Below are 20,214 nucleotides of genomic sequence, written 5' to 3'. Positions count from 1 at the left end.
GCCTGACCGCCGGAGCGGCTGTGGCTCAGCTCGCGCGAACGGGAGGCTGCGATGGCAACCAGATCCAATCTTTCGAAGGCTGAACTCGCGCGTAGCGTTGCCGGCGCCACATCGGCATTGGTGCTTAGCGCGCTCGTCCTGTTCGTCGCCGCGCATCACCTGAGCGGCGGGTAGGCAGGCGGCGCGTGCCGCACCGATCCGTCACAGCAGGAAGGTCCCGATCAGGAGGCCGGCCGCAAATGCCCAAAGCCCGAGGGTGCAGGCCGATATGACCCGGACGAGATTGCGCAAATCCACGTCCTGCCAGCTGCTATGGGACCGATACGTCAATTGCAGGCACCCCCTGCGGTGGCCGCCTTTGCTTCGCTTTTGCTTCCTGGCCTGACAGCCTGTTCCCGATAGGTGCCGAAATGAAGGCAACCGGTGGTGGCGCCCGATCACGCATTTGCGAGCCGTCGCCTAAGGCGCGATGAGATCGGGTCCCGTCGTCATCGCGCTTTAGCTCATTGTTTGAGCATGATTTTTTCGGAAAATCGCTGCGCACTTTCCCGGATCATGCTCGGGCGTGCGGTATTGTCTTGCTGTCTGCGGGGGCGCCCGCGGCCGGTCAAGCGGCCCGGCGTTTGCGGGTGCGTGCCGCCTTTTTCGCCGAGCGCGACCGCTCCGCCGCGGGGCGGCTCGCGGCCGCCTTGCCGCCGAGCTTGCCGCCCTTGCGCGACGGGGAATGATCCTCGCGCGTGCCGCAGCCGGAGCCGCTCTTCTTGCCGCCGTGGGTCTCCTTGTTGACGGTCGCCCATGCGCGCCGCTCGGCCTCGCGATCCGGAACACCACGCGTCTCGTAGCCTTCCTCGATGTGCTCGGCCTGCCGCTTCTGCTTGTCGGTATAACTCGACTTGTCGCCTCTGGGCATCGCGCTCTCCGGTCTATTTTGATCGAGACGTCTGTCGGACTTCGGCCGTGTCGTCGCTCGTCTCGACGACCTCGAATCTGGATCGGCTGAAGCGGCCCAATCCGCTGAGCTCGTAATAGCCGTCACGTTCGATATCCCTTGTCACCTCGTAGACGCGCCCGAGCGACAGCGTGTCCCGCTGCAACGTGTTGTCGACGCAGCGAACGTGAAAAATCTTGCCGGTTTCGGCCATGCGCTCACCCTGAATTGTTGGTCCGGTTCGACGTTACTTATCGCGCAACGTCACGATCGCAACCGGCAACCCTGCCGCGGGCCGATCACGAAATTTCGTTCGGTAACTTCCATTCGGGCGCTGGTTCGAAGACTTCGCCGTCGCCGGGAATTCGCTTCATGTGATAGCCGGCCGGCAGCACCTGGCCCGGCGCTTCATCCGCGACCGGAACGTCGAAGATCAGCCCGCAGATCAGTGCATGTTCCCACGCTTGCTTCTCCGTCGGAAAAGCCTTGTCGATCTGTCTGTCGCGATCGAATAGCGCGTAGGGCATCTGGCATCCTCGATGCATTGGCTCGACGCAGGCGGCTCGCGTGTCTCGTTCGCCCGATATGTCGAAAACGTCCGTTGCCGACCGGTGTTCCTAAATTCACCCACCAGCCGCGAACGCCGAGCCGCTACCTTGCATGATATCGCTGAGATATTTCGCCGGTGGCTTGCCGAGCGCCTTCTTGAACATGGTGATGAAGGCTGTGACGGACTCATAGCCGAGTGCGGACGAGACCTGCTGTACGCTCGCGCCGGCGGAGAGCTCGCGCAACGCGACGATCAAATGAAGTTGCTGGCGCCAGCGCCCGAATGTCAGGCCGGTTTCCCTCAGGATGAGACGCGCCAGACTGCTCTCGCTCAGCGCCACGCGTTCAGCCCATTCGGCCATCGTGCGGCGATCGGCCGGATCATCGGCGAGCGCTGCCGCGATCCGTCGCAAGCGTGGCTCGGGCGAGATCGGCAGATGCAGCTGCTGCAGCGGCATGCGCGGCAATTCGCTCAGCAGCAATTGCGCAACGAGCGTCTCGCTGCCGCCGTCGTGCTGCATGCGGTCGGAAAGCGCGATGATCAGCTCGCGCAGCAAGGGTGAGATCGACAATGTGCAGCAGCGGTCGGGCAGATCGGCGGCACCGGGCTCGATGAAGACGAAGAAGATCCGCGCATTGGCGGTTGCGATGTTGGTGTGGCGCGTGCCGCCGGGAAGCCAGACGCCGCAATGCGGCGGCACCATCCACAATCCGTTAGGAACGCGACACATCACGCCGCCGCCGAGCGCAAAGACGAGCTGTCCCTTCCGGTGCGCGTGCTCGGCCGCCTCGACCTTGTTGTCGGTGACGTCGAGGCGCACGGCGATGGCCGCCGCCGCGACGTCATCCGGATCAAGGTCCGGCCAGGGATAGCGAAGTTGAAAGCCCATAACGGAGCTGGAAACCCGTCGAGTGACCGAATTTAGCGATCGATAGAATAGATATGTAAATTCTTCCGACAGCCAAGTCGATAGCTTGGCGCATGCAGATGGGCAGGAGCATGCGATGACGATGATTGCGCCGATGCGCACGCTGGGCGGGCAGGGGCTGTTGTTGACGGGGATCCTGCTGATCGCCTCGACGCTCCGCGCGCCCATTACCGGCGTCGCGCCGATGCTCGGCATGATCGGTGAGACCAGCGGGATCAGCGCGGCGGAGGCCGGAATCCTGACGACGCTGCCCTTGCTGGCGTTCGCCGCGATCTCACCGGTTGCAGCTGTGCTCGGGCGCGAACGGGGCATCGAGCGGTCGCTGTTCGGTGCGCTGCTGGTCATCGCGGCCGGGATCGCGCTGCGCTCGTCCGGTCCGGTCTGGGCGCTGTTCGCGGGCACCGCCACCATTGGTGCCGGAATCGCCGTTGGAAATGTGCTGCTGCCGAGCCTGCTCAAGCGGGACTTTCCGACTCGCATCGCCAGCCTGACCGGCGCTTACGCGATCACGTCCGCATTGGCCCAGGCGCTTGCATCGGTCGTGGCAATCCCGCTCGCGCAATTGCCGGGATCGAACTGGCATCTCTCGCTTGCGAGCACGCTGATCTTTCCGTTGATGGCGCTGATAGCCTGGGCACCCCAGCTGCGGACGCACGCGGCCCCGACGGTCGAGCCGGCCTCATCGCCGCATCGCGGGCGCATCTGGCACTCGCCGCTCGCCTGGCAGGTGACCGGCTTCCTCGGCCTGACCTCGCTGGTGTTCTACATCATCGTCGGATGGTTGCCCGCCATCCTCGTGCATGCAGGTTACGCGGCGACGACGGCGGGTACGCTGCACGGTGTGCTGCAATTGGCGACCGCGCTTCCCGGCCTGATCCTCGGGCCGATGGTCCGGCGCATGAAGGACCAGCGCGGGATTGCGATTGCCGTGTCGCTTGCAACCTGCGTCTCGCTGCTGGGATTGTGGCAGTGTCCGTCGCTCGCAATGCTGTGGGTCGCGCTGTTCGGCTTCGGAGCGGGTGCAGCCTTCATCCTCGGCTTGACATTCGTCAGCCTGCGAACCTCGCACAGCCACCAGGCGGCCGCGCTGTCGGGCATGGCGCAGTGCCTCGGCTACTCGCTCGCCGCTGCGGGCCCGCCGCTCGCCGGACTTGCCCATGATGCGACCGGAGGCTGGGAGGTTGCGCTCGCGTGCTGCGCCGTCGCGACGGTGCTGATGGCAATCCTGGGCCGATCAGCCGGCCGCGCGGCGACAATCTGATTGTCGTTCGATGCGGAAATATCGCGAGCCAGATCCGGCTCGCAGCAAGGCGTGGCGGGGGCCGGTCGGTTGTCTGCGTCGCAGGCGCGCGCTAGAGAAGGCGGGAAGCCTCGCAAGCAAGAGCCAAGGGAAGAGCATCGTTGAGGACATCTGTCAGCACGCGCATCGCGATCGGATCGACGCTCTTTGCCTTGGCGTCGAGTGTATTCCTTTTTCTGGTTCCTCCGGGTCCGATCGACAGGAACCTGCTGCGTGGCGCCTTCCGCCTTTACAAGGGATATGCGTATCTCATCCCCGTCAAATACGTGGACGGCACGCTCGAGACTGCCCGATTGTACGAAGACGACCGGCTTCTCGGCCCCGCTAACACCGCCCAGCAAGAGATCATCGACAAGGGTGCCGGCCGCTTCGCATTTTACCGGGACACCTGGAATTACTTCGGCCCGGCCTTGATGTTCTCGACAAGCGACAACACCGACCCGAACACCAACGGCAGGAAGTATCACCTGAGATGACGAATTGACGTGCGCTGTGTCCGGCTGTCGTCACGTCGTGCGTATCACGCCCAGTTCCTTCGACCGTTGGAGAAGAGCCGGCCGGTAAGGCGGGGAGGGATCGTCGTCGTCAGGGATGGCGCAATGGCCGAACTCCTGCTGGATGCGCTGGATCTCCACGACCCGATCGTTCAACCGCTGCAGATGCTCAAGCGATGTTGCCTTCCAGTAGCGGAAGGTGTCGAGCGTAACCGGCACGAAGGCGGTGCCGAACAGCGTTGGATCGGGCACGATGGTCCGCCCGAGCAGCAGGTAGCGGTCCTGACCGACGATGACGAGGGTGGCATACGGCCGCCCTTCACTTACCCTGAGGCCCTTCAACGAAAGTTCGCACAGCTTGCTGAAATAGGGTTCCTCGCGCCAGCGGTCGGGATCATCGAGGTCGACCTGCACATTCAGCGCATCGAGCCCGAAATGCGGCACCATGCCCGTGGTCTCGGGAAACCAATCATCATCGAGGTGGCCTTGCAGCCAGGCACAGCTGAATGAGCGGCACTGCCGGGGACGCTCGTGGTAGATTTCGCATCCGCCGCCCGCCAGGATGTGGCTGCAGACCGTATTCACCGGCTTGCCGAGATCGGTCACCTCAAGCACCTTGCAGCAGAGGGTGCATGATCCACATTGCCTGACGGTCGGAGCCACGGGAAAGCCGAGGGCCCATAAGCCTTGTCGTTCGCGGAGGAGCAGCTTCTGCTTCTCCAGCGTGCTCAGTGCACGCTCGACCTTGAGACGCGACAATCTGGTCACGCCGATAATATCTTTCGTCGTCGTCGCGCCGCTCTCGACCGCCCGAACGACGACCAACGCCACTTGATCCATTGTTTTTCTTCTTGTCCGGCTCGTGGCCGGCTCTTCTTGTGCAGTGTTTTTGGCCGCCGGTATTCGGCAACGGTAGATTCCAGTGCAATCCGGAACGTGCCGCGACCGATGGCTGCGAGATTCTACCGAAGCGTATCGGCGAGGGCGGCATGTCGCATCCGATAAACGCGCATGGCATCCCTGAGGACAAATCGTCGTGATTGGCAGCGCGTGCGGCCGGCGCTTTGCGTCGCATCGCGTGAGAGGACTGGCGAGGCCGGCGAGCTCGCGAGCCGCTGTTGCCACGGCAAGTCGACCCGACGCGCAACTCAGTGAAAACCTGTCAATCCCCTCGCGCACACCACTGACCGCGCAACACACTCAGTGTCGTCCCTGCCTAGTGCGCAATTGCGCACTAGGCAGGGACGACAGTGTGCTTGCGGAACGGGCGCGGCCACCCACCAAAATTCACGATTGCTGGCTGCCTCGTCTTCAGGCAATGACAGCCTGCAATGAACAAGAGCTTCGAGGAAACTGCCGCTCGTCTGGCGCCGGCGATCTTTGTGGTGCTGTGGAGCACCGGATTCATCGGCACCAAATACGTCATCAACAATGCGGAGCCGCTGACCTATCTGGCGATCCGGATGGCGTTCGTGGTGGTGGTGATGGCGGTCATCGCCGCGATCGCGCGGCCGAACTGGCCGGACCGGACTGGCATTTTCCACAGCGCGGTCGCCGGCATCCTGGTGCACGGCTTCTATCTCGGCGGCACCGCGATTGCGATCGCGCATTCGGTTCCGGCAGGGCTCTCGGCCTTGATCCCGGGCCTGCAGCCGATCCTGACCTCGACCATTGCCAACCGCTGGCTGGGCGAGCGCGTCACGCCGCTGCAATGGGGCGGACTGGTGCTTGGCCTCGCCGGCGTCGTCTTGATCCTGCACAACCGGCCGATGACGGGTGAGGCGGGGTGGGGCTGGCTCGCCTCCGGCGTCTCGCTGATCAGCATCACCTTGGGCACGCTCTATCAACGGCGCTATTGCAACCGGATCGACTGGCGCGCCGGCAATCTGGTGCAGTACATCGCGGTGACGATCTTCTTCGGCATTGGCGCGTTTGTGTTCGAGACCAATGTCGTGCATTGGACCGGCGAGTTCGTGCTGGCGCTGGCCTGGCTGGTGTTCGCGCTGTCGATCGGCTCGATCGGGCTGCTGTACTGGCTGATCCGTCACCACGCCGCGACCTCGGTCGCGAGCCTGTTCTATCTGGTGCCGGCGGTGACCGCGCTGATGGCCTACATCCTGTTCGACGAGCGGCTGGATCATGTCGCCATTGCCGGCATGGCCGCCTGCGCCGCGGCGGTGCTGCTGGTCAATCGCCGCGCTTAGACTTTGCGACGGATCTTCGCGTAAGCCGCAAGCGCGCGTTCGCGCCCCTGCTTGTGATCGACGATCGGCGGCGGGTAGGTCTTGCCGAGTTCGATGCCGGCGCTCGCCAGCTCGATCGGTGTTGCTGTCCAGGGCTGATGGATCAGCTCGTTGGAGAGCTGCGCGAGCTCCGGCACCCAGCGCCTGACATAGTCGCCGTCGGGATCGAATTTCTCGCCCTGCAGGATCGGATTGAAGACGCGGAAATAGGGTGCGGCATCGGCGCCGGAGCCGGCGACCCATTGCCAGTTCGCCGGATTGGAGCCGGCATCGGCATCGACCAGCGTGTCCCAGAACCATTGTTCGCCGGCGCGCCAATCGATCAGGAGGTGCTTGACCAGGAACGAGGCGACCACCATGCGCACACGGTTGTGCATCGCGCCGCTGTGCCAGAGCTCGCGCATGCCGGCATCGACGATCGGATAGCCGGTGAGTCCGCGCTGCCAGGCCTTCAGCGCGCGGGCGTCGCGCTTCCACGGGAAGGCATCGAAGTGCTCCTGCATGTTCCGCTCAGCCAGATCGGGGACGTCGAACAGCAAATGGCGGCAGAATTCGCGCCAGCCGAGCTCGCTCAGGAACTTGTCGATGTCGCCGGCAAGGCGCGAGTCTTCCGCGGCGGCGAAGCGGGCCGCGTGCCAGAGCTGGCGCGGGCTGATCTCGCCGAAGCGCAGATGCGGCGACAGCCGCGAGGTGCCGTCGCGGTCGGGCCGGTCGCGATTGTCGGTGTAGCGGTGGATGCCTTCATCGAGGAATCGCTTCAGCCGCGCCTGCGCCGCGGCTTCACCCGGTGTCCAGATCTCGCGCAGGCCGCCGGCCCAATCCGGCCTGTCGGGCTCAAGCTGCCAGTCGCCGAGGTCCTCGCTGGCGACGCCACTGACGGATCTGAGCTTCTTCGGAGCCGGCAAAGGCTTTGGCGGATCGCCGAGGCCTTGGACGCGCCGCCAGAACGGCGTGAACACGCGCAAGGCCCGGTTGTCCTTGTTGCGGATCGCCTTGGGTTCGACGAGCAGATCGCTGGGAAAAATCTGCGAGTCGATGCCGTCACTTACGAGCGCGGATTCAACGTCTCTCGCAATCGCCTGATGCGGTGCCTGCGCGATGTCGTTCCAGAACACGGCGCCCGCGTTGATTTCGCGCGCCACCGTGGCGATCACGGAGGCGGCCGGTCCGGTGTGCAGCACCAGCGTGCCGCCGATCGCCTTGAGGCTCTTGCCGAGCGCGCGCAGCGATTGCGCCAACCACCAGCGCGTCGCGCCCCCGAGGGGGCGCGGGGCTCGAGGTTTCAGGGTGCGGCTTGCTCCGTCGCGGACATAGAGGCCAACCACGGGCGCTCCGCGGCTGGCTGCTTCGTGGAGGGCCGGGTGATCCGACAGCCGCAGGTCGTCACGAAACCAGACGATGAGTGGCCGTGCGCGGGTCACCCGGACGCAGTGAGCCTGCCGTTACTTCGGCTGCGGCACGATGCGGATGTAAGGCTTCGGCGCCTTCCAGCCCTGCGGGTAGATCGTCTTGGCCTCGTCGTCGCTGACCGAGCCCGCGATGATCACGTCTTCACCTTGCTTCCAGTCGGCAGGGGTGGCGACGCGGTGCTTGGCGGTCATCTGCAGCGAGTCGATCGAGCGCAGGATCTCCTGGAAATTCCGGCCGGTGGTCATCGGATAGACCATCACCAGCTTGATCTTCTTGTCCGGTCCGATCACGAACACGTTGCGGACGGTCTGGTTGTCGGCGGCGGTGCGGGTGAGGGGATCGCCCGAGGTCGATGCCGGCAGCATGTCGTAGAGCTTCGACACGTTGAAATCGGTGTCGCCGATCATCGGATAGTTCGGCGCCGCGCCCTGGGTTTCCTTGATGTCGTCGGACCATTTGGCGTGGCGGTCCACCGGGTCGACCGACAAGCCCATCAGCTTGACGCCGCGCTTGTCGAACTCAGGCTTGAGGCGGGCGAGCGCACCGAGCTCGGTGGTGCAGACCGGGGTGAAGTCCTTGGGATGGGAGAACAAAAGCGCCCAGCTGTTGCCGATCCAGTCATGGAACTTGATCTTTCCTTCTGTGGTCTCGGCTTCGAAGTCGGGGGCGACGGCGCCAATCTGAAGTGCCATGATTTTACCTCATCTCTTTGAAGTTGCGACTGAATTTGTATTTGAGGCTGTCTGTTCCAGTATAGGACGGGATAAGGCTTAAGTGAACGGGTTCTGAAAAAAGGTGAAACATTTCTCCTTGAGGGTGGAATTCCAAGCAACTTGTTTTGATCCGGATCCCTGCGGCGAAATATCAGCTGCGGCACAAAGGCTTGGAAATGCCCAGATAATGCCGCTTATCGCCGTCATCACGCCGGCCCTGGCTGCTATAGGACTGAACCGTGACGACGTATAAAGCGACCAAATAGCAACCATCTAAAAATCTCGGAACGCAAGTTCCGAATCATTAACCACTCGTTTACGCCCGCATGGAAAAGCTGGCCTGAGATAGGAATTGAAAGCTCCCACAATGTCTACCCCAAGTACCAAGACCGCTGAGCCTCTCAGCGGTGCGTTGCATCCGTCCTGCCGCAAGACTGCCGCCCATTGCGCTCACCATCGTGCGCGACGGCGTGATCACCGGCGAAGGCCCGACCACCAAGGGCCGCATCCATTTCTCCCGGTCGCTCGATGCCGATGACGCTGCCTGGTGCGCGCGCATCCTGACGGCGGCCGCGGTCGAGCATCAGCCGGTCAGCCGGGCCGAGATCGAGGCGCTGTTCGCGATCAACGAGGCCGCTGCCGAGCGCAGCGATGGCGGCCGGTTCGACGATCTGCTCGCCAAGGCGATCGCCCATCATGCCGCCTCCGAGTCCGGCCTGCCGGTGCCGCCGCGCACGGTGGCGCTGTCGCCCGACACCGAGATCGATCGCTGGGCGCCGAGGCAGGGTGCCAAGATGGACACAAAGGTCCTGGAGTGGATCGCGGGCCAGATGCGCGGTCAGCGCCGCACCGGCCGCGCGCTGGCGGCGATGGTGGCGACGCTGGTCGGCGCGACTGCGCTGCCGCTCGCGGCGCAACTCCCCAACGTGTTCGACATCGGGATGATGTGATCGCGCGGGATGATGCCTGCATCATCCCGAACGAACGGCTTCAAGCGAGAGCGGCGGGGATCACTTCCCCGCCGTTTTCTGTTTGCCGCCGGTTTCCTCGAGCCCGAGCGTCCGCCCCGGAAACCCGGCGACGTCGAAATAGCGGGTCGAGAGCACGCGCTGGAATTTCAACACGGTGCGCAGGCCGTTGGCCGACGGCTTCTTCGACATGATGGTGCCCTCGGCCATCTTCGGCACGATGCCGTTCGGCAGCGCCTCCGACATCACCCGGCCGATCAAGCCGCCATTGTTCGGCGCGCGCAGGCCGAGCAGCTGGGCCGCGGTCATGCCGACATCGGCGTTGCTGACCGGCAGCGGATCGACATAGCCCGCCTTGAAGTCGGGGCCGATCGCCGCGGTGAAGTTGAAGGTGTCGCCGCGGCTGAAGCTCCCATGCATGCCCTGGCCCTGGCGCAGCACGGTGTCGGCGATCTGCACCGAGCAGTTGGTCGGGATTTCGCAACCGCTCGACCAGGAGCGGAAATTGACGACGATCGACGGGTTCGGCGTCACCGCCTTGCCCTTCAGATTGAGGTTCGACATCGGCAGCGTGCCGGGAAAGGTGCCGAGCTTGTCGTCGACAAACAGGCCGCTGACATAGTCCTGCTCGAGCAGCGCCTTGATGACGCGGTCGGCGAGCTTCTTGTCGCGGTTCGGCAGGTAGATCAGGTCCGAGCCGCCATTGGTGGCGATCACGAGGTCGGGCTTGGCGGGGTCCTGGCCGAGCACGCCGTTGCCGGCCTTCGGATGGGCATTGTCGGCGACCTTCGCGTTCTTGTCGTTGGGGTCGAACAGCGGCAGGTCCAGCGCCTTGGCGAGGTCGATCGCCAGAAAGCCCATCGGCAGGAAATCCTTCGGCGTGTCGCTATAGGCGGTCTTGGCCGCGGGGCTGGTCTTGCTCTCCTTCGAGATCGTCGAGAAGCCGTGATCGGAGGAGATCATGATGTTGGTGTCGGTGGAGAGCCCGAGTTCGTCGAGCGCCTTGCGTAGCTGCGCGAGGTTGTTGTCGGAATTCTTGATGCCGGCCAGCGAGGTCGGGCCATTGATGCCGGGGGTGATGGTGTTGAGGCTGTCGCCGGTGTTGTGCTGGCTGCCGTCAGGGTCGCGCGACCAGAACACCAGCACGAACGGCTTGTTGCGCGCCTTGAACATCGGCAGCACGACCTTGGTCGCGACGTCGGCCATGTAGGCCTGCTGCGCCACGTTGGCGACGGTGGTGCCGGGCGTCTTGGCGTCGCCCGCCTTGGCGTTGTCACCGCGGCTCGGGGTGGCGAGCGGCAGACCGGCCTTGGTCAGGGCGTCCTTCATCTCGTCGGAGAGCGGCACGCCGGTCTTGCCGCCGGTGGAATCGTCGACCACGATCGTGTTCTTGCCGCGATCGGTGTGGTCGAACAGCAGGGTCGGGCCGACCTTGCCGATGGCGGCGGTGCTGAAACCCTGGCCGCGGGCCATCTTCAGCAGCGTCTCCTCGTTGAGGTAGTCGCCGTTGAAGTGATCGTCGACATCCGCGAGCACCGCGTCGTTCTCGATGAAGGGGACTACCGTGTCGCCGGCGGGCACCGAGGTGTAGCCGGTATAGATCGTGTTGGAGAAGGTGCCGGTGTCGCCGAGATAATGGCCGGTCGACAGCGCCGAGCTGTTCGCCATCGTGAAGGTCGGGAACAGCGAATGCGAATTCTTGAAGTTGACGCCCTTGTCGCGGATCTCGGCCATGGTCGGTGCGGTCTCCGGCGTCACGATGCCGCCGCGCAGGCCGTCGGGGACGAACAGGATGAGGTTGCGGGGCTTGGCGTTCTGCGCCGAGGCGGCGCCCGCCGAAAGCGCGATCATGCTCGCGGACAGTAAGGTAATGGCACGACGCATATTGCTGTTCCCCGTGATGAAGCCCCCGCGGCAGCCCGCCGCAGCCTTCGTTTAGTTTTGTCATATGACAGAAATGTTACAGCGCTTGTTCGTCGCTGTAACGGCCGGATTTTTCCCGCGGAATGCCGGTCAACATACCGTCATTCCGCAGGTTGAATCGCCGTTCTCTCATTGCGCGCAGCGCTTCCGGCATGCCCGTACCGGGCATAGAGCGCCGGCAGCACGGCGAGCGTCAGCAGGGTCGCGCTGATCAGGCCGCCGATCACGACGGTGGCGAGCGGCTTCTGCACCTCGGCTCCGGTGCCGGTGGCGAACGCCATCGGCACGAAGCCGAGCGAGGCCACCAAGGCGGTCATCACCACGGGGCGGAAGCGGGTGAGGGCGCCTTGCTCGATGGCTTCCCGCATCGGCACGCCGCGTTCGCGCAACTGCCTGATAAAGCTCAGCATCACGAGCCCGTTCAGCACCGCAACGCCCGACAGTGCGATGAAGCCGACCGCCGCCGAGATCGAGAACGGCATGCCGCGCAGCCAAAGTGCGGCGATGCCGCCGGTGAGCGCCAGCGGCACCGCACTGAACACCAGCAGCGCATCGCGGGCCGAGCCCATCGCCGCCAGCAGCAACAGGAAGATCATCGCAAAACAGGCCGGCACCACGACGGCCAGGCGCTGGCGCGCCGCGGCAAGATTCTCGGATTGGCCGCCCCAGGTCATCCAATAGCCTGGCGGCAGCTGCACCGATTGCGCGACTTTTGCCTGGGCTTCCTCGACCACCGAGCCGAGATCGCGGCCACGAACATTGGCTGTCACCACGATGCGGCGCTTGCCGTTCTCGCGGCTGATCTGGTTCGGCCCCTCGGTGAAGGAGAACTGGGCGACGCGGTTGAGCGGCAGGCTCTGCACCGGCGAACTCGGCGTTGCCTTCGGTAACGCGACCGGCAAATTGCTCAGCGCCTCGAGATCGGAGCGCACGCTCTCCGGCAATCGCACCACGATGTCGAAGCTGCGGTCGCCTTCGTAGACGACGCCGGCATCCTGGCCGCCGACCGCGGCACCGATCACGTCCTGCACGGCCGAAACGCTGAGGCCGCGCCGGGCGATCGCAGCCTTATCGACCTTGATCTCGAGCACGGGCAGGCCGCCGGCCTGTTCGACCTTGACGTCGGTCGCGCCGCGCACGCTGCGCAGCGCGGCGGCAATCTGGTTGGCGGCCTTCTGCATCGGCCCGAACTCGTCACCGAATACCTTGACCGCGATGTCGCCGCGAACGCCGGCGAGCAGTTCGTTGAAGCGCATCTGGATCGGCTGGGTGAATTCATAGACGTTGCCGGGCAGCCGGCCGACCGCCTTCGAGATGTCCTCGATCAGTTGGTCCTTGGTCAGCGATGGGTCCGGCCACTGCTCGCGAGGCCTCAGGATGATGAAGGTGTCGGACGCGTTCGGCGGCATCGGATCGCTCGCCACCTCCGCGGTGCCGGTCTTGGAGAAGACGAACGACACCTGCGGAAAGCGGCTGACGGTCTTCTCGACCGACAGCTGCATCGCCTGCGACTGCGACAGCGCCGTGCTCGGAATCCTGAGCGCGTGCATGGCGATGTTCTTCTCGTCGAGCGAGGGGATGAACTCCTGGCCGAGGCGGAAGAACCCGAACAGGGCGGTCGCGAACAGCACGACCGCCACCGCGATGACCGGGACAGGCGTTGCGACCGCGCGCCGGAGCAGCGGGCTGTAGCAGCGCTTCAGGGCGGCAACGAGCCGGTTTTCCTGCTCCTGCACGCGGCCGGTGATGCCGATCGCGATCAGCGCCGGAACCAGTGTCAGCGACAGCACGAAGGCGGCCGCGAGCGCAAGGATCACCGTCAGCGCCATCGGCTCGAACATCTTGCCTTCGACACCGGTGAAGGTCAGCAGCGGCACATAGACCAAGAGGATGATGGCCTGGCCATAGAGGCTCGGCTGCACCATTTCCACCGCGGACTCCCGCACCGTCGCCAGCCGTTCGTCGCGCGTCAGCACGCGGCCGAGCGCATGCTGCTTCTCGGCGAGGTGACGCAGGCTGTTCTCGGTGATGATCACGGCGCCGTCGACGATCAGGCCGAAATCCAGCGCGCCAAGGCTCATCAGATTGGCGCTGATCCGGCCTTGCCACATGCCGATCGCCGTCATCAGCATCGCGACCGGGATCACCAGCGCCGTGATCAATGCCGCGCGGAAATTGCCAAGCAGCACGAACAGCACGGCGATCACGAGCAGCGCGCCTTCGCTGAGGTTGCGCGCCACGGTGCCGATCGTTGCATCAACCAGCTGGGTGCGATCCAGCACCGTCTTGACCTCGATGCCGGCCGGCAAGGACGGCATGATTGTCCGCAGTTTGGCGTCGACCGCGGCCGACACGGTGCGGCTGTTGGCGCCGATCAGCATCAGTGCGGTGCCGACCACGACCTCGCGGCCGTTCTCGCTGGCGCTGCCGGTGCGCGTCTCACCGCCGATCGAAGGGGTGGCGAGGTCGCGGATCCGAACCGGGACGCCGCCGCGGGTGGTGACGACAACGGCGCCGAGCTCGTCGATGTTCTCGAGCCGGCCGCCGGAGCGCACGACGAAGCCTTCGCCGTTGCGCTCGATATAGCGCGCACCGCGACTGACATTGTTGGTCTCGATCGCTTTGGCAACGTCGGCAAAGGTGAGACCGAGCGCAATCAGCTTCGCCGCATCGGGATGGACCTGATACTGCTTGAGGTATCCGCCGATCGTATCGACGCCGGCGACACCAGGCACCATCTTGATCTGCGGCTTGATGATCCAGTCCTGCACCGTGCGCAGATAGGCGTCCTTCTCGACCTCGCTTTGCAGCATCTGGCCGTCCGCCGTCAGGAAGCGGCCGTCGCTTTGCAGGCCCGGCGCGCCGTCGGCCTGCACTTTCTGCGCGGAATAATGGACGGTCCACATGTAGATTTCGCCAAGGCCGGTCGAGGTCGGGCCGATCCGCGGCTCGATGCCTTGCGGCAGGCGCGCGCGGACTTCGGTCAGGCGCTCGCCAACTTGCTGGCGGGCAAAATAGATGTCGGTGGCCTCGCTGAACACCGCCGTGATCTGGGAGAAGCCGTTGCGAGAGAGCGAGCGCGTGCTCTCGAGTCCCGGCGCACCGGCCAGGGCCGTCTCGATCGGGAAGGTGATCTGCTTCTCGATTTCCGCCGGCGACAGCGCCGGGGCCACGGTGTTGATCTGGACCTGCTTGTTGGTGATGTCGGGCACCGCGTCGATCGGCAGCTTCGTCAATGCAAGGCCGCCGAGGACCATCAGGATCGCCGCCAATGTGACGACCACCCAGCGCCGCTGGATCGCAAGACCAATGATGCGCTCAATCATGGTCGTGCTCCGCCTCGTCCTTCTCGAACTCCGCCTTCAGCGTGAAGGTGTTCTGCACCGCGACGGTCTCGCCGGCTGTGAGGCCGGCAACGATCTCGATATCGTCGTCGTCCTCGCGGCCGGTCCGCACCGATCTCGCCTCGAAGCCGTCGGCATCGCGCACGAACACGGTCGGCGTTCCCTTGATGGTTTGAAGCGCCTTCTTCGAGACGATCACGGTCGACGGCGCGCCTGACAGGGGGACCTCCGCGGTGACAAAGGTGCCCGGCTTCCAGCGGTGGTCCTTGTTGGGCATGGTCGCGATCACGCGCGCGTTGCGGGTCTCGCGGTCGAGCAGGGGGCTGACGAAGATCACACCGGCATTGGCTTCATCTTCGGTGCCGATGGCGCGGATTTTCACCGAAACGCCCTCGCGGACCGCGCCGATGTCTTCGGGTGAGACCGCCAGATCGACCCAGATGTCGTCGAGATTGACGATGACGTAGAGCTCGCTCTCCTGGCCCTCGCGGCCGATCAATCCGCCGAGATCGACGCGCCGCTCGGATACCCGGCCGCTGATCGGCGCGCGCAAGAACTGCGTCCGCAGGCTCTCCGGGGGCTGGTTCGGCAGGTCGGCGATCTCGGCCTCCGACAGGCCCAGCGCAAACAGCTTTTGCCGCGCGCCGTCGAGCTTGATCTGGGCATCGTTCGCGGTAAGCCGCGTGCGCAGGAACTCGTTTTCCGACACGATGCGGGTCTCGACCAGCGTCTTCTGCCGTGCGTAGAGGGTCTGCTGCAGATCGTTGGTGAGCCGCGCGGCGAGGTATTCGCTCTTGGCGTCGGCCACCTCGCGGCTTTCGATCGCGGCGACGATCTCGCCCTTCTCGACGACATCGCCGAGGCGCTTGCGCAGCTCCGTGACCGTCGCAAGCACGCGTACCGAGACCCGGCCGATGTGATCCGCATCGGGGATCAGCGATCCCGGCGCGAGGAAATGCCGCTTCAGCATGCCGCCGCCGGCTTGCGCGAACGTGATGCCGGCTTCGCGAACCTGGTCTTCGCTCAGCTCGATATGCCCGGGGGCCTCGTGCCGGGCCTCGGTCTTTGTGTCTGTTGTCGCAGTCTCCTGCATCGCTGCCGGAAACCTGACAGGCCAGCCGATCCATCCGGCCGCCACAACGACCAGTGCGATGCCGGCGGCAACACCGGCGAAAAATAGAACAACCCGTTTCATATGCGCCTCTCCGCAGCGCAGGCCGATGGCCCTGCGCCGTCGCGACATCGATCTGTGCGGAAGGGTGCGCGCGGCCGAATGGCAGCAGCGCACGGCCGGTCATGTCGACCGGATCAGGCGCGGGGCGGCTTGAAGGGAGAGAGGCGTTCGGCCGAAGCCGGCAGCCCGATGCTGGTGTCGCCGTAGCTGTGCGGCGCATAGGCGATCGGGAACGCGGTCTCCTGCGGAGCCACGGAGGCGACGTGTGTCAGGCAATGGTCGCTGTGAGGCGAGGCAGGATGCGCCGGAGCCTTGCCGCCGGCACTGGCGTCGTTGATCGGCTGCGCGATCGAGAAGCCGGGACCCGCGTCGGAATCGGCGTCGGAGGTCCAGCCGTGGAAGAACGACAGCACCAGCGCAAGCGAAATCAGTCCCGCAAGCAGGCTGCGCCAGCGGCGCGATCCCGTTGCGTGAGGAGAGGACTGAATCATGGTGCGCGAGGCGTCCATGGGGTCTACTTAGCGCCGTGCCCGCGCGCATTCAAGTTCGGGTCCGCGACAGATTGGCCGCGGATACTATAACGTTACGCGCTGTCTGCGGTTCGGCGCAGCAGCCATCGGCGCGCCGCGACGACCGCCCAGATCGCTTCGACGAGGCCGAACGGCCAGGCGCCCTGCAGGAAACCGTAGGCCGAGCCGAGCGCGCAGGAGACGGCGAAGGCCAGGATGAACCAGGGGCTGCGATCTTCGGCCGCATAGCAGACGAGCATCATGGTCACGGCGAATAACCCGAACAGCGTCAGCGCATCCATTCCGCAGCGGAACTCCTGTTGTAACGCTGTTGATATCTGAGCATGCTTGGGATGGAATATCCATCCAGCGCCGCCGCCCTGAAAGGACTGCCCCATGAAGCGCATGCATGTTCACGTCGCTGTCAAGGATGTCCCGCAATCGGTCGGCTTCTACTCGGCGCTGTTCGGGGCCGAGCCGACGGTCGTGAAATCAGACTATGCCAAATGGATGCTCGACGATCCCCGCGTCAACTTCGCGATCTCGAGCCGCGGCCGCGAACCGGGCCTCGACCACCTCGGCATTCAGGTCGAGAGCGCTGAAGAGCTCGGCGAGGTGTACGGACGGCTGCGCAAGGCCGGCGGCGAGGTCATCGAGCAGGGCCAGACGGTGTGCTGCTATGCCAAGTCGGAGAAGTCGTGGATCGACGATCCCGCGGGGATCGCGTGGGAGACGTTCCACACGACCGGTGAGAGCATCGTCTATGGCGACGGCACCGGCGACCGGACCGCGCGTGTCGCGCACGAGAAACAGGAAGGCAAACAGAGCGCGTGCTGCGCCCACAGCCAGAGGTCACGCCGCCCGGGGGCGTCGGCTTGCTGCAGCTCGTGAGCATGGAGCGGCCGAGGGGACCGGTTCTGCGCGAGTCCACACTGGCCTTAACCGCCCGATAACTGATTTTCCTAACCACCCCTTGGGTTGTGTTCCCGTACAAGGGCATCCACAGGGGCAGGAAAATGTCGGTTGTCTCAACGAGCAGCGTGCCGGAATACCGGCGGCTGTCGATCAAGGGTGTGTTGCGCGCCAGCAGGATGGGCGCGATTCAGTGGCTCGTCTTGAGCGCCGCGCTGCTGGTGCTCGCCATCACGCTTGGCACCGGCTATCTCGCGCTGCAGTTTCGCGAGCGCGCGCTGGAGATGTCCGAGCGCGAGCTCAACAACACCGCGCTGCTGCTGTCGCGGCATTTCGACCAGCAGCTTACAGATCTCCAGCATGTCCACGACGACATTGTGAATTACCTGCGGGCCGAGCAGGTCGAGACCGCCGATCAGTTCGAAAAGAACATGTCGCTCCTGAGCGCGCACGAGATGCTGCGCACGCGGTTGGCGGCGCTGCCGCATGTCGGCGGGCTCAATCTGTTCAACGCCAAGGGATGGCTGATCAACTCATCCGAGATGTGGCCGGTGCCCGACATCAGCGTTGCGGACCGGCGCTATTTCCAGGAGTTCACCTCGGGACGGCCAACGTCTCCTGTCATCGTCGAGCCCGCAATGAGCAAGGTGACCGGCAACTGGACCACGATCTTTGCGCGCAAGATCACCGGGCGCAACGGCGAGATCATCGGCTTTGCGAGCCGCGGCGTCGAGCCGAGCCATTTCGAGGATTTCGTCGCCTCGCTGGCACTGAGCGGCGACACTGTGATTTCGATGATCCATCGCGACGGCACCATCATCGCGCGCTATCCGCAGGATGCCAGCGTGATCGGCCGCAACATCATCAACCTGCCGGTGTTCCAGAAGGTCATCAGCTTTGGCGGCAACACGTCGGGACGGTTCGTTGGCGCTTCGGGTGAGGAGAACGTCGGCGCGGTCAGATCGCTGTCGCATTTTCCAATCCTGATCCTCGCCACCACAAAAAATTCGAGCGCGCTGGAGGACTGGCGCACCCAGACCAAACTGCAATTCTGCGCGGCCGTGTTGGCGGTGCTGATCATCAGCTTCGCGGTCTTCCTGATCGTCCGCCAGTTGCAGCGGCAGCACGATGCGGCAAGCCGCAGGCTGTCCGAGAAGAGCCAGCACCTCGACACCGCCATCAATACCATGACGCAGGGGCTGCTGCTGTTCGACGACTCGGCGCGGCTCGTGATCTGCAACCAGCAATATATCGACATGTTCGGCCTTTCGCCCGATGTCGCGAGGCCGGGCTGCCATCTGCGCGACCTGATCCTGCATCGCCAGGCGATCGGCTCGTTTGTCGGCGACGTCGACGAGTACTGCGCCCGCTTCACCAATCCGAAGGGCGACGAGGTCCGGGACTCCGTGATCATGACGCCGGACGGTCGCAGCATCCGCCTGATCTACAAGCGTGCGCCCGACGGCGGCTGGGCCACCACGCTCGAGGACGTCACCGACGGGCGGCGTGCGCAGGCGCGGATCGAGTATCTCGCGCATTACGATGCGCTGACCAATCTGCCGAACAGGACGCTGTTCCAGCGCCACGCGGAAGGGCTGCTGCTCGAGGCCGCCACGCGCGAGTTCGCCATCCATTACATCGATATCGACGAGTTCAAGCGGATCAACGACACGCTGGGCCATCTGATCGGCGATGAATTTCTCCGGCGCGTCGCCGAGAAGTTGCGCCAGTCGGTCGGGTCGAGCGACTTCATCGCGCGGCTCGGCGGCGACGAGTTCGCGATCGTCCAGCACGACATCACCTCGGACGACGACGTCGGCGACCTGGTCGCACGCGTCTATCAGTCGCTGCGCACGCCGTTCGACTGCCTCGGCCATCATTTGTCGAGCGACGCCAGCATCGGCATTGCGATCGCCCCGCGTCACGGCTCCGATCTGTTTCGCCTGCTCAAATGTGCCGACCTTGCGATGTACGCCGCCAAGGCGGCGGGCCGCAGGACCCATCGCTTCTTCGATCCGGCGATGGAGGCGCAGGCCAATCTGCGCCGCGCGCTGGAGGCCGATTTACGCACCGCGCTGGCCGAGGGCGGCTTCGAGCTGCACTACCAGCCGCTGGTCGATCTGCGCAGCGACGAGGTAACCGGCTGCGAGGCGTTGCTGCGCTGGCGGCACCCCATGCGCGGCATGATCTCGCCGACGGAGTTCATACCGGTTGCCGAGGAGACCGGGCTGATCGAGGAGATCGGGCAGTGGGTGCTGCGCACCGCCTGCACCGAGGCGGCAGCCTGGCCGGCGCATGTGCGCGTCGCGGTCAACGTCTCGCCGATCCAGTTCAAGTCGGAGACGCTAGCGCTGAAGGTTGCGAATGCGCTTGCCGAGAGCGGGCTCGACCCGCGCCGGCTCGAGCTCGAGATCACCGAGGCGGTGCTGATCGCCGACGACGATGCGGCGCTGGTCACGCTCGGCCAGCTCCGCGCGCTCGGTGTCCACATTGCGCTCGATGATTTCGGCACCGGATACTCGTCGCTGCAATATCTGCAACGCTTCCCGTTCGACAAGATCAAGATCGACCGCAGCTTCGTCAAGGAAGTGACCCGCAACAGCGGCTCGGCCTCGATCATCCGCGCCGTGGTTTCGATCGCAGCCGACCGCAACATGATCACCACCGCCGAGGGCGTCGAGACCGATCAGCAGCGCGACACCGTGCAGATGCTCGGCTGCACGCAGATGCAGGGCTACCTGTTCAGCAGGCCGGTTCCTGCGCGGGACCTGCGGACGCTGCTCGCGGCCGATTGCGTCGCTGCCTGAGCGCCTGCCGA

At 64.8% G+C, this 20,214-nt stretch carries 19 protein-coding genes; 7 read left to right on the top strand and 12 right to left on the bottom strand.

Going from position 1 to position 20,214, the window contains the following annotated elements; translation table 11 throughout:
• Positions 1 to 51 precede the first annotated feature (51 nt).
• Positions 52 to 174 (top strand): hypothetical protein, encoded by a 123-nt coding sequence (locus ACVWY5_RS20035; RefSeq protein WP_256438759.1) that lies wholly within the window; start codon positions 52 to 54, stop codon positions 172 to 174.
• Between the two features lie 433 nt (positions 175 to 607).
• On the opposite strand, the gene ACVWY5_RS20030 is transcribed toward ACVWY5_RS20035, so the two are convergent.
• From ACVWY5_RS20030 to ACVWY5_RS20015, 4 genes are all read right to left on the bottom strand, one after another.
• On the bottom strand, positions 608 to 910 hold the full coding sequence (locus ACVWY5_RS20030) for a hypothetical protein (RefSeq protein WP_028337635.1): 303 nt from the start codon (positions 908 to 910) through the stop codon (positions 608 to 610).
• Positions 911 to 923: 13 nt separating this feature from the next.
• Entirely contained in the window at positions 924 to 1,142 is a 219-nt protein-coding gene (locus ACVWY5_RS20025) for a hypothetical protein (RefSeq protein WP_028337636.1), read from the bottom strand.
• Between the two features lie 85 nt (positions 1,143 to 1,227).
• Complete coding sequence (locus tag ACVWY5_RS20020) at positions 1,228 to 1,455, bottom strand: hypothetical protein (protein WP_028337637.1); 228 nt, start codon at positions 1,453 to 1,455, stop codon at positions 1,228 to 1,230.
• Between the two features lie 96 nt (positions 1,456 to 1,551).
• On the bottom strand, positions 1,552 to 2,367 hold the full coding sequence (locus ACVWY5_RS20015; RefSeq protein WP_028337638.1) for an AraC family transcriptional regulator: 816 nt from the start codon (positions 2,365 to 2,367) through the stop codon (positions 1,552 to 1,554).
• A 115-nt stretch (positions 2,368 to 2,482) separates the two neighbouring features.
• On the opposite strand from ACVWY5_RS20015, the gene ACVWY5_RS20010 reads away from it, so the two are divergent.
• Both ACVWY5_RS20010 and ACVWY5_RS20005 read left to right on the top strand, forming a co-directional pair.
• On the top strand, positions 2,483 to 3,667 hold the full coding sequence (locus ACVWY5_RS20010; protein ID WP_028337639.1) for an MFS transporter: 1,185 nt from the start codon (positions 2,483 to 2,485) through the stop codon (positions 3,665 to 3,667).
• 140 nt (positions 3,668 to 3,807) lie between these two features.
• A complete protein-coding gene (locus ACVWY5_RS20005; protein WP_028337640.1) occupies positions 3,808 to 4,182 on the top strand; it encodes a hypothetical protein in 375 nt (124 codons plus the stop codon).
• Positions 4,183 to 4,212: 30 nt separating this feature from the next.
• On the opposite strand, the gene ACVWY5_RS20000 is transcribed toward ACVWY5_RS20005, so the two are convergent.
• Positions 4,213 to 5,040, bottom strand: coding sequence for a hypothetical protein (locus ACVWY5_RS20000; RefSeq protein WP_028337641.1), 828 nt, complete (start codon positions 5,038 to 5,040; stop codon positions 4,213 to 4,215).
• A 491-nt stretch (positions 5,041 to 5,531) separates the two neighbouring features.
• Between ACVWY5_RS20000 and ACVWY5_RS19995 the strand changes: the two genes are divergently transcribed.
• Complete coding sequence (locus ACVWY5_RS19995) at positions 5,532 to 6,404, top strand: DMT family transporter (RefSeq protein ID WP_018272064.1); 873 nt, start codon at positions 5,532 to 5,534, stop codon at positions 6,402 to 6,404.
• Here ACVWY5_RS19995 and ACVWY5_RS19990 read toward each other — a convergent pair.
• Together ACVWY5_RS19990 and ACVWY5_RS19985 are read right to left on the bottom strand one after the other, a co-directional pair.
• Entirely contained in the window at positions 6,401 to 7,864 is a 1,464-nt protein-coding gene (locus ACVWY5_RS19990; protein WP_028337643.1) for a cryptochrome/photolyase family protein, read from the bottom strand. The two genes, ACVWY5_RS19995 and ACVWY5_RS19990, sit on opposite strands and share 4 nt — an antisense overlap.
• Before the next feature lie 21 nt (positions 7,865 to 7,885).
• Positions 7,886 to 8,545, bottom strand: a complete 660-nt coding sequence (locus ACVWY5_RS19985; RefSeq protein ID WP_028337644.1) for a peroxiredoxin — start codon at positions 8,543 to 8,545, stop codon at positions 7,886 to 7,888.
• 428 nt (positions 8,546 to 8,973) lie between these two features.
• Here ACVWY5_RS19985 and ACVWY5_RS19980 point away from each other — a divergent pair, with 428 nt between their 5' ends.
• Entirely contained in the window at positions 8,974 to 9,516 is a 543-nt protein-coding gene (locus tag ACVWY5_RS19980) for a hypothetical protein (protein WP_456671689.1), read from the top strand.
• A 60-nt stretch (positions 9,517 to 9,576) separates the two neighbouring features.
• Here ACVWY5_RS19980 and ACVWY5_RS19975 read toward each other — a convergent pair whose 3' ends face one another.
• From ACVWY5_RS19975 to ACVWY5_RS19955, 5 genes are all read right to left on the bottom strand, one after another.
• The gene (locus ACVWY5_RS19975) at positions 9,577 to 11,418 is read right to left on the bottom strand and encodes an alkaline phosphatase family protein (RefSeq protein WP_028337645.1); all 1,842 of its coding nucleotides are present in this window, start codon (positions 11,416 to 11,418) and stop codon (positions 9,577 to 9,579) included.
• A 140-nt stretch (positions 11,419 to 11,558) separates the two neighbouring features.
• Complete coding sequence (locus ACVWY5_RS19970) at positions 11,559 to 14,783, bottom strand: efflux RND transporter permease subunit (protein ID WP_028337646.1); 3,225 nt, start codon at positions 14,781 to 14,783, stop codon at positions 11,559 to 11,561.
• Positions 14,776 to 15,996: an efflux RND transporter periplasmic adaptor subunit gene (locus ACVWY5_RS19965; RefSeq protein WP_028337647.1), complete on the bottom strand. Its 1,221-nt coding sequence runs from the start codon at positions 15,994 to 15,996 to the stop codon at positions 14,776 to 14,778. Before ACVWY5_RS19965 ends, ACVWY5_RS19970 begins: the two co-directional genes overlap by 8 nt.
• A gap of 113 nt (positions 15,997 to 16,109) precedes the next feature.
• Positions 16,110 to 16,466, bottom strand: coding sequence for a hypothetical protein (locus tag ACVWY5_RS19960; protein ID WP_321177140.1), 357 nt, complete (start codon positions 16,464 to 16,466; stop codon positions 16,110 to 16,112).
• 92 nt (positions 16,467 to 16,558) lie between these two features.
• Complete coding sequence (locus ACVWY5_RS19955) at positions 16,559 to 16,786, bottom strand: hypothetical protein (RefSeq protein ID WP_018272058.1); 228 nt, start codon at positions 16,784 to 16,786, stop codon at positions 16,559 to 16,561.
• A 94-nt stretch (positions 16,787 to 16,880) separates the two neighbouring features.
• Between ACVWY5_RS19955 and ACVWY5_RS19950 the strand changes: the two genes are divergently transcribed.
• Positions 16,881 to 17,375 (top strand): ArsI/CadI family heavy metal resistance metalloenzyme, encoded by a 495-nt coding sequence (locus ACVWY5_RS19950; protein ID WP_028337649.1) that lies wholly within the window; start codon positions 16,881 to 16,883, stop codon positions 17,373 to 17,375.
• 125 nt (positions 17,376 to 17,500) lie between these two features.
• Positions 17,501 to 20,203 carry a bifunctional diguanylate cyclase/phosphodiesterase gene (locus ACVWY5_RS19945; RefSeq protein ID WP_038377996.1) on the top strand — a complete coding sequence of 901 codons (2,703 nt, stop codon included), beginning with the start codon at positions 17,501 to 17,503 and terminating at the stop codon, positions 20,201 to 20,203.
• Positions 20,204 to 20,214 lie beyond the last annotated feature (11 nt).

This window comes from Bradyrhizobium sp. USDA 3256 (assembly GCF_054058275.1).
This window is presented reverse-complemented; position numbering and strand designations above follow the sequence as displayed.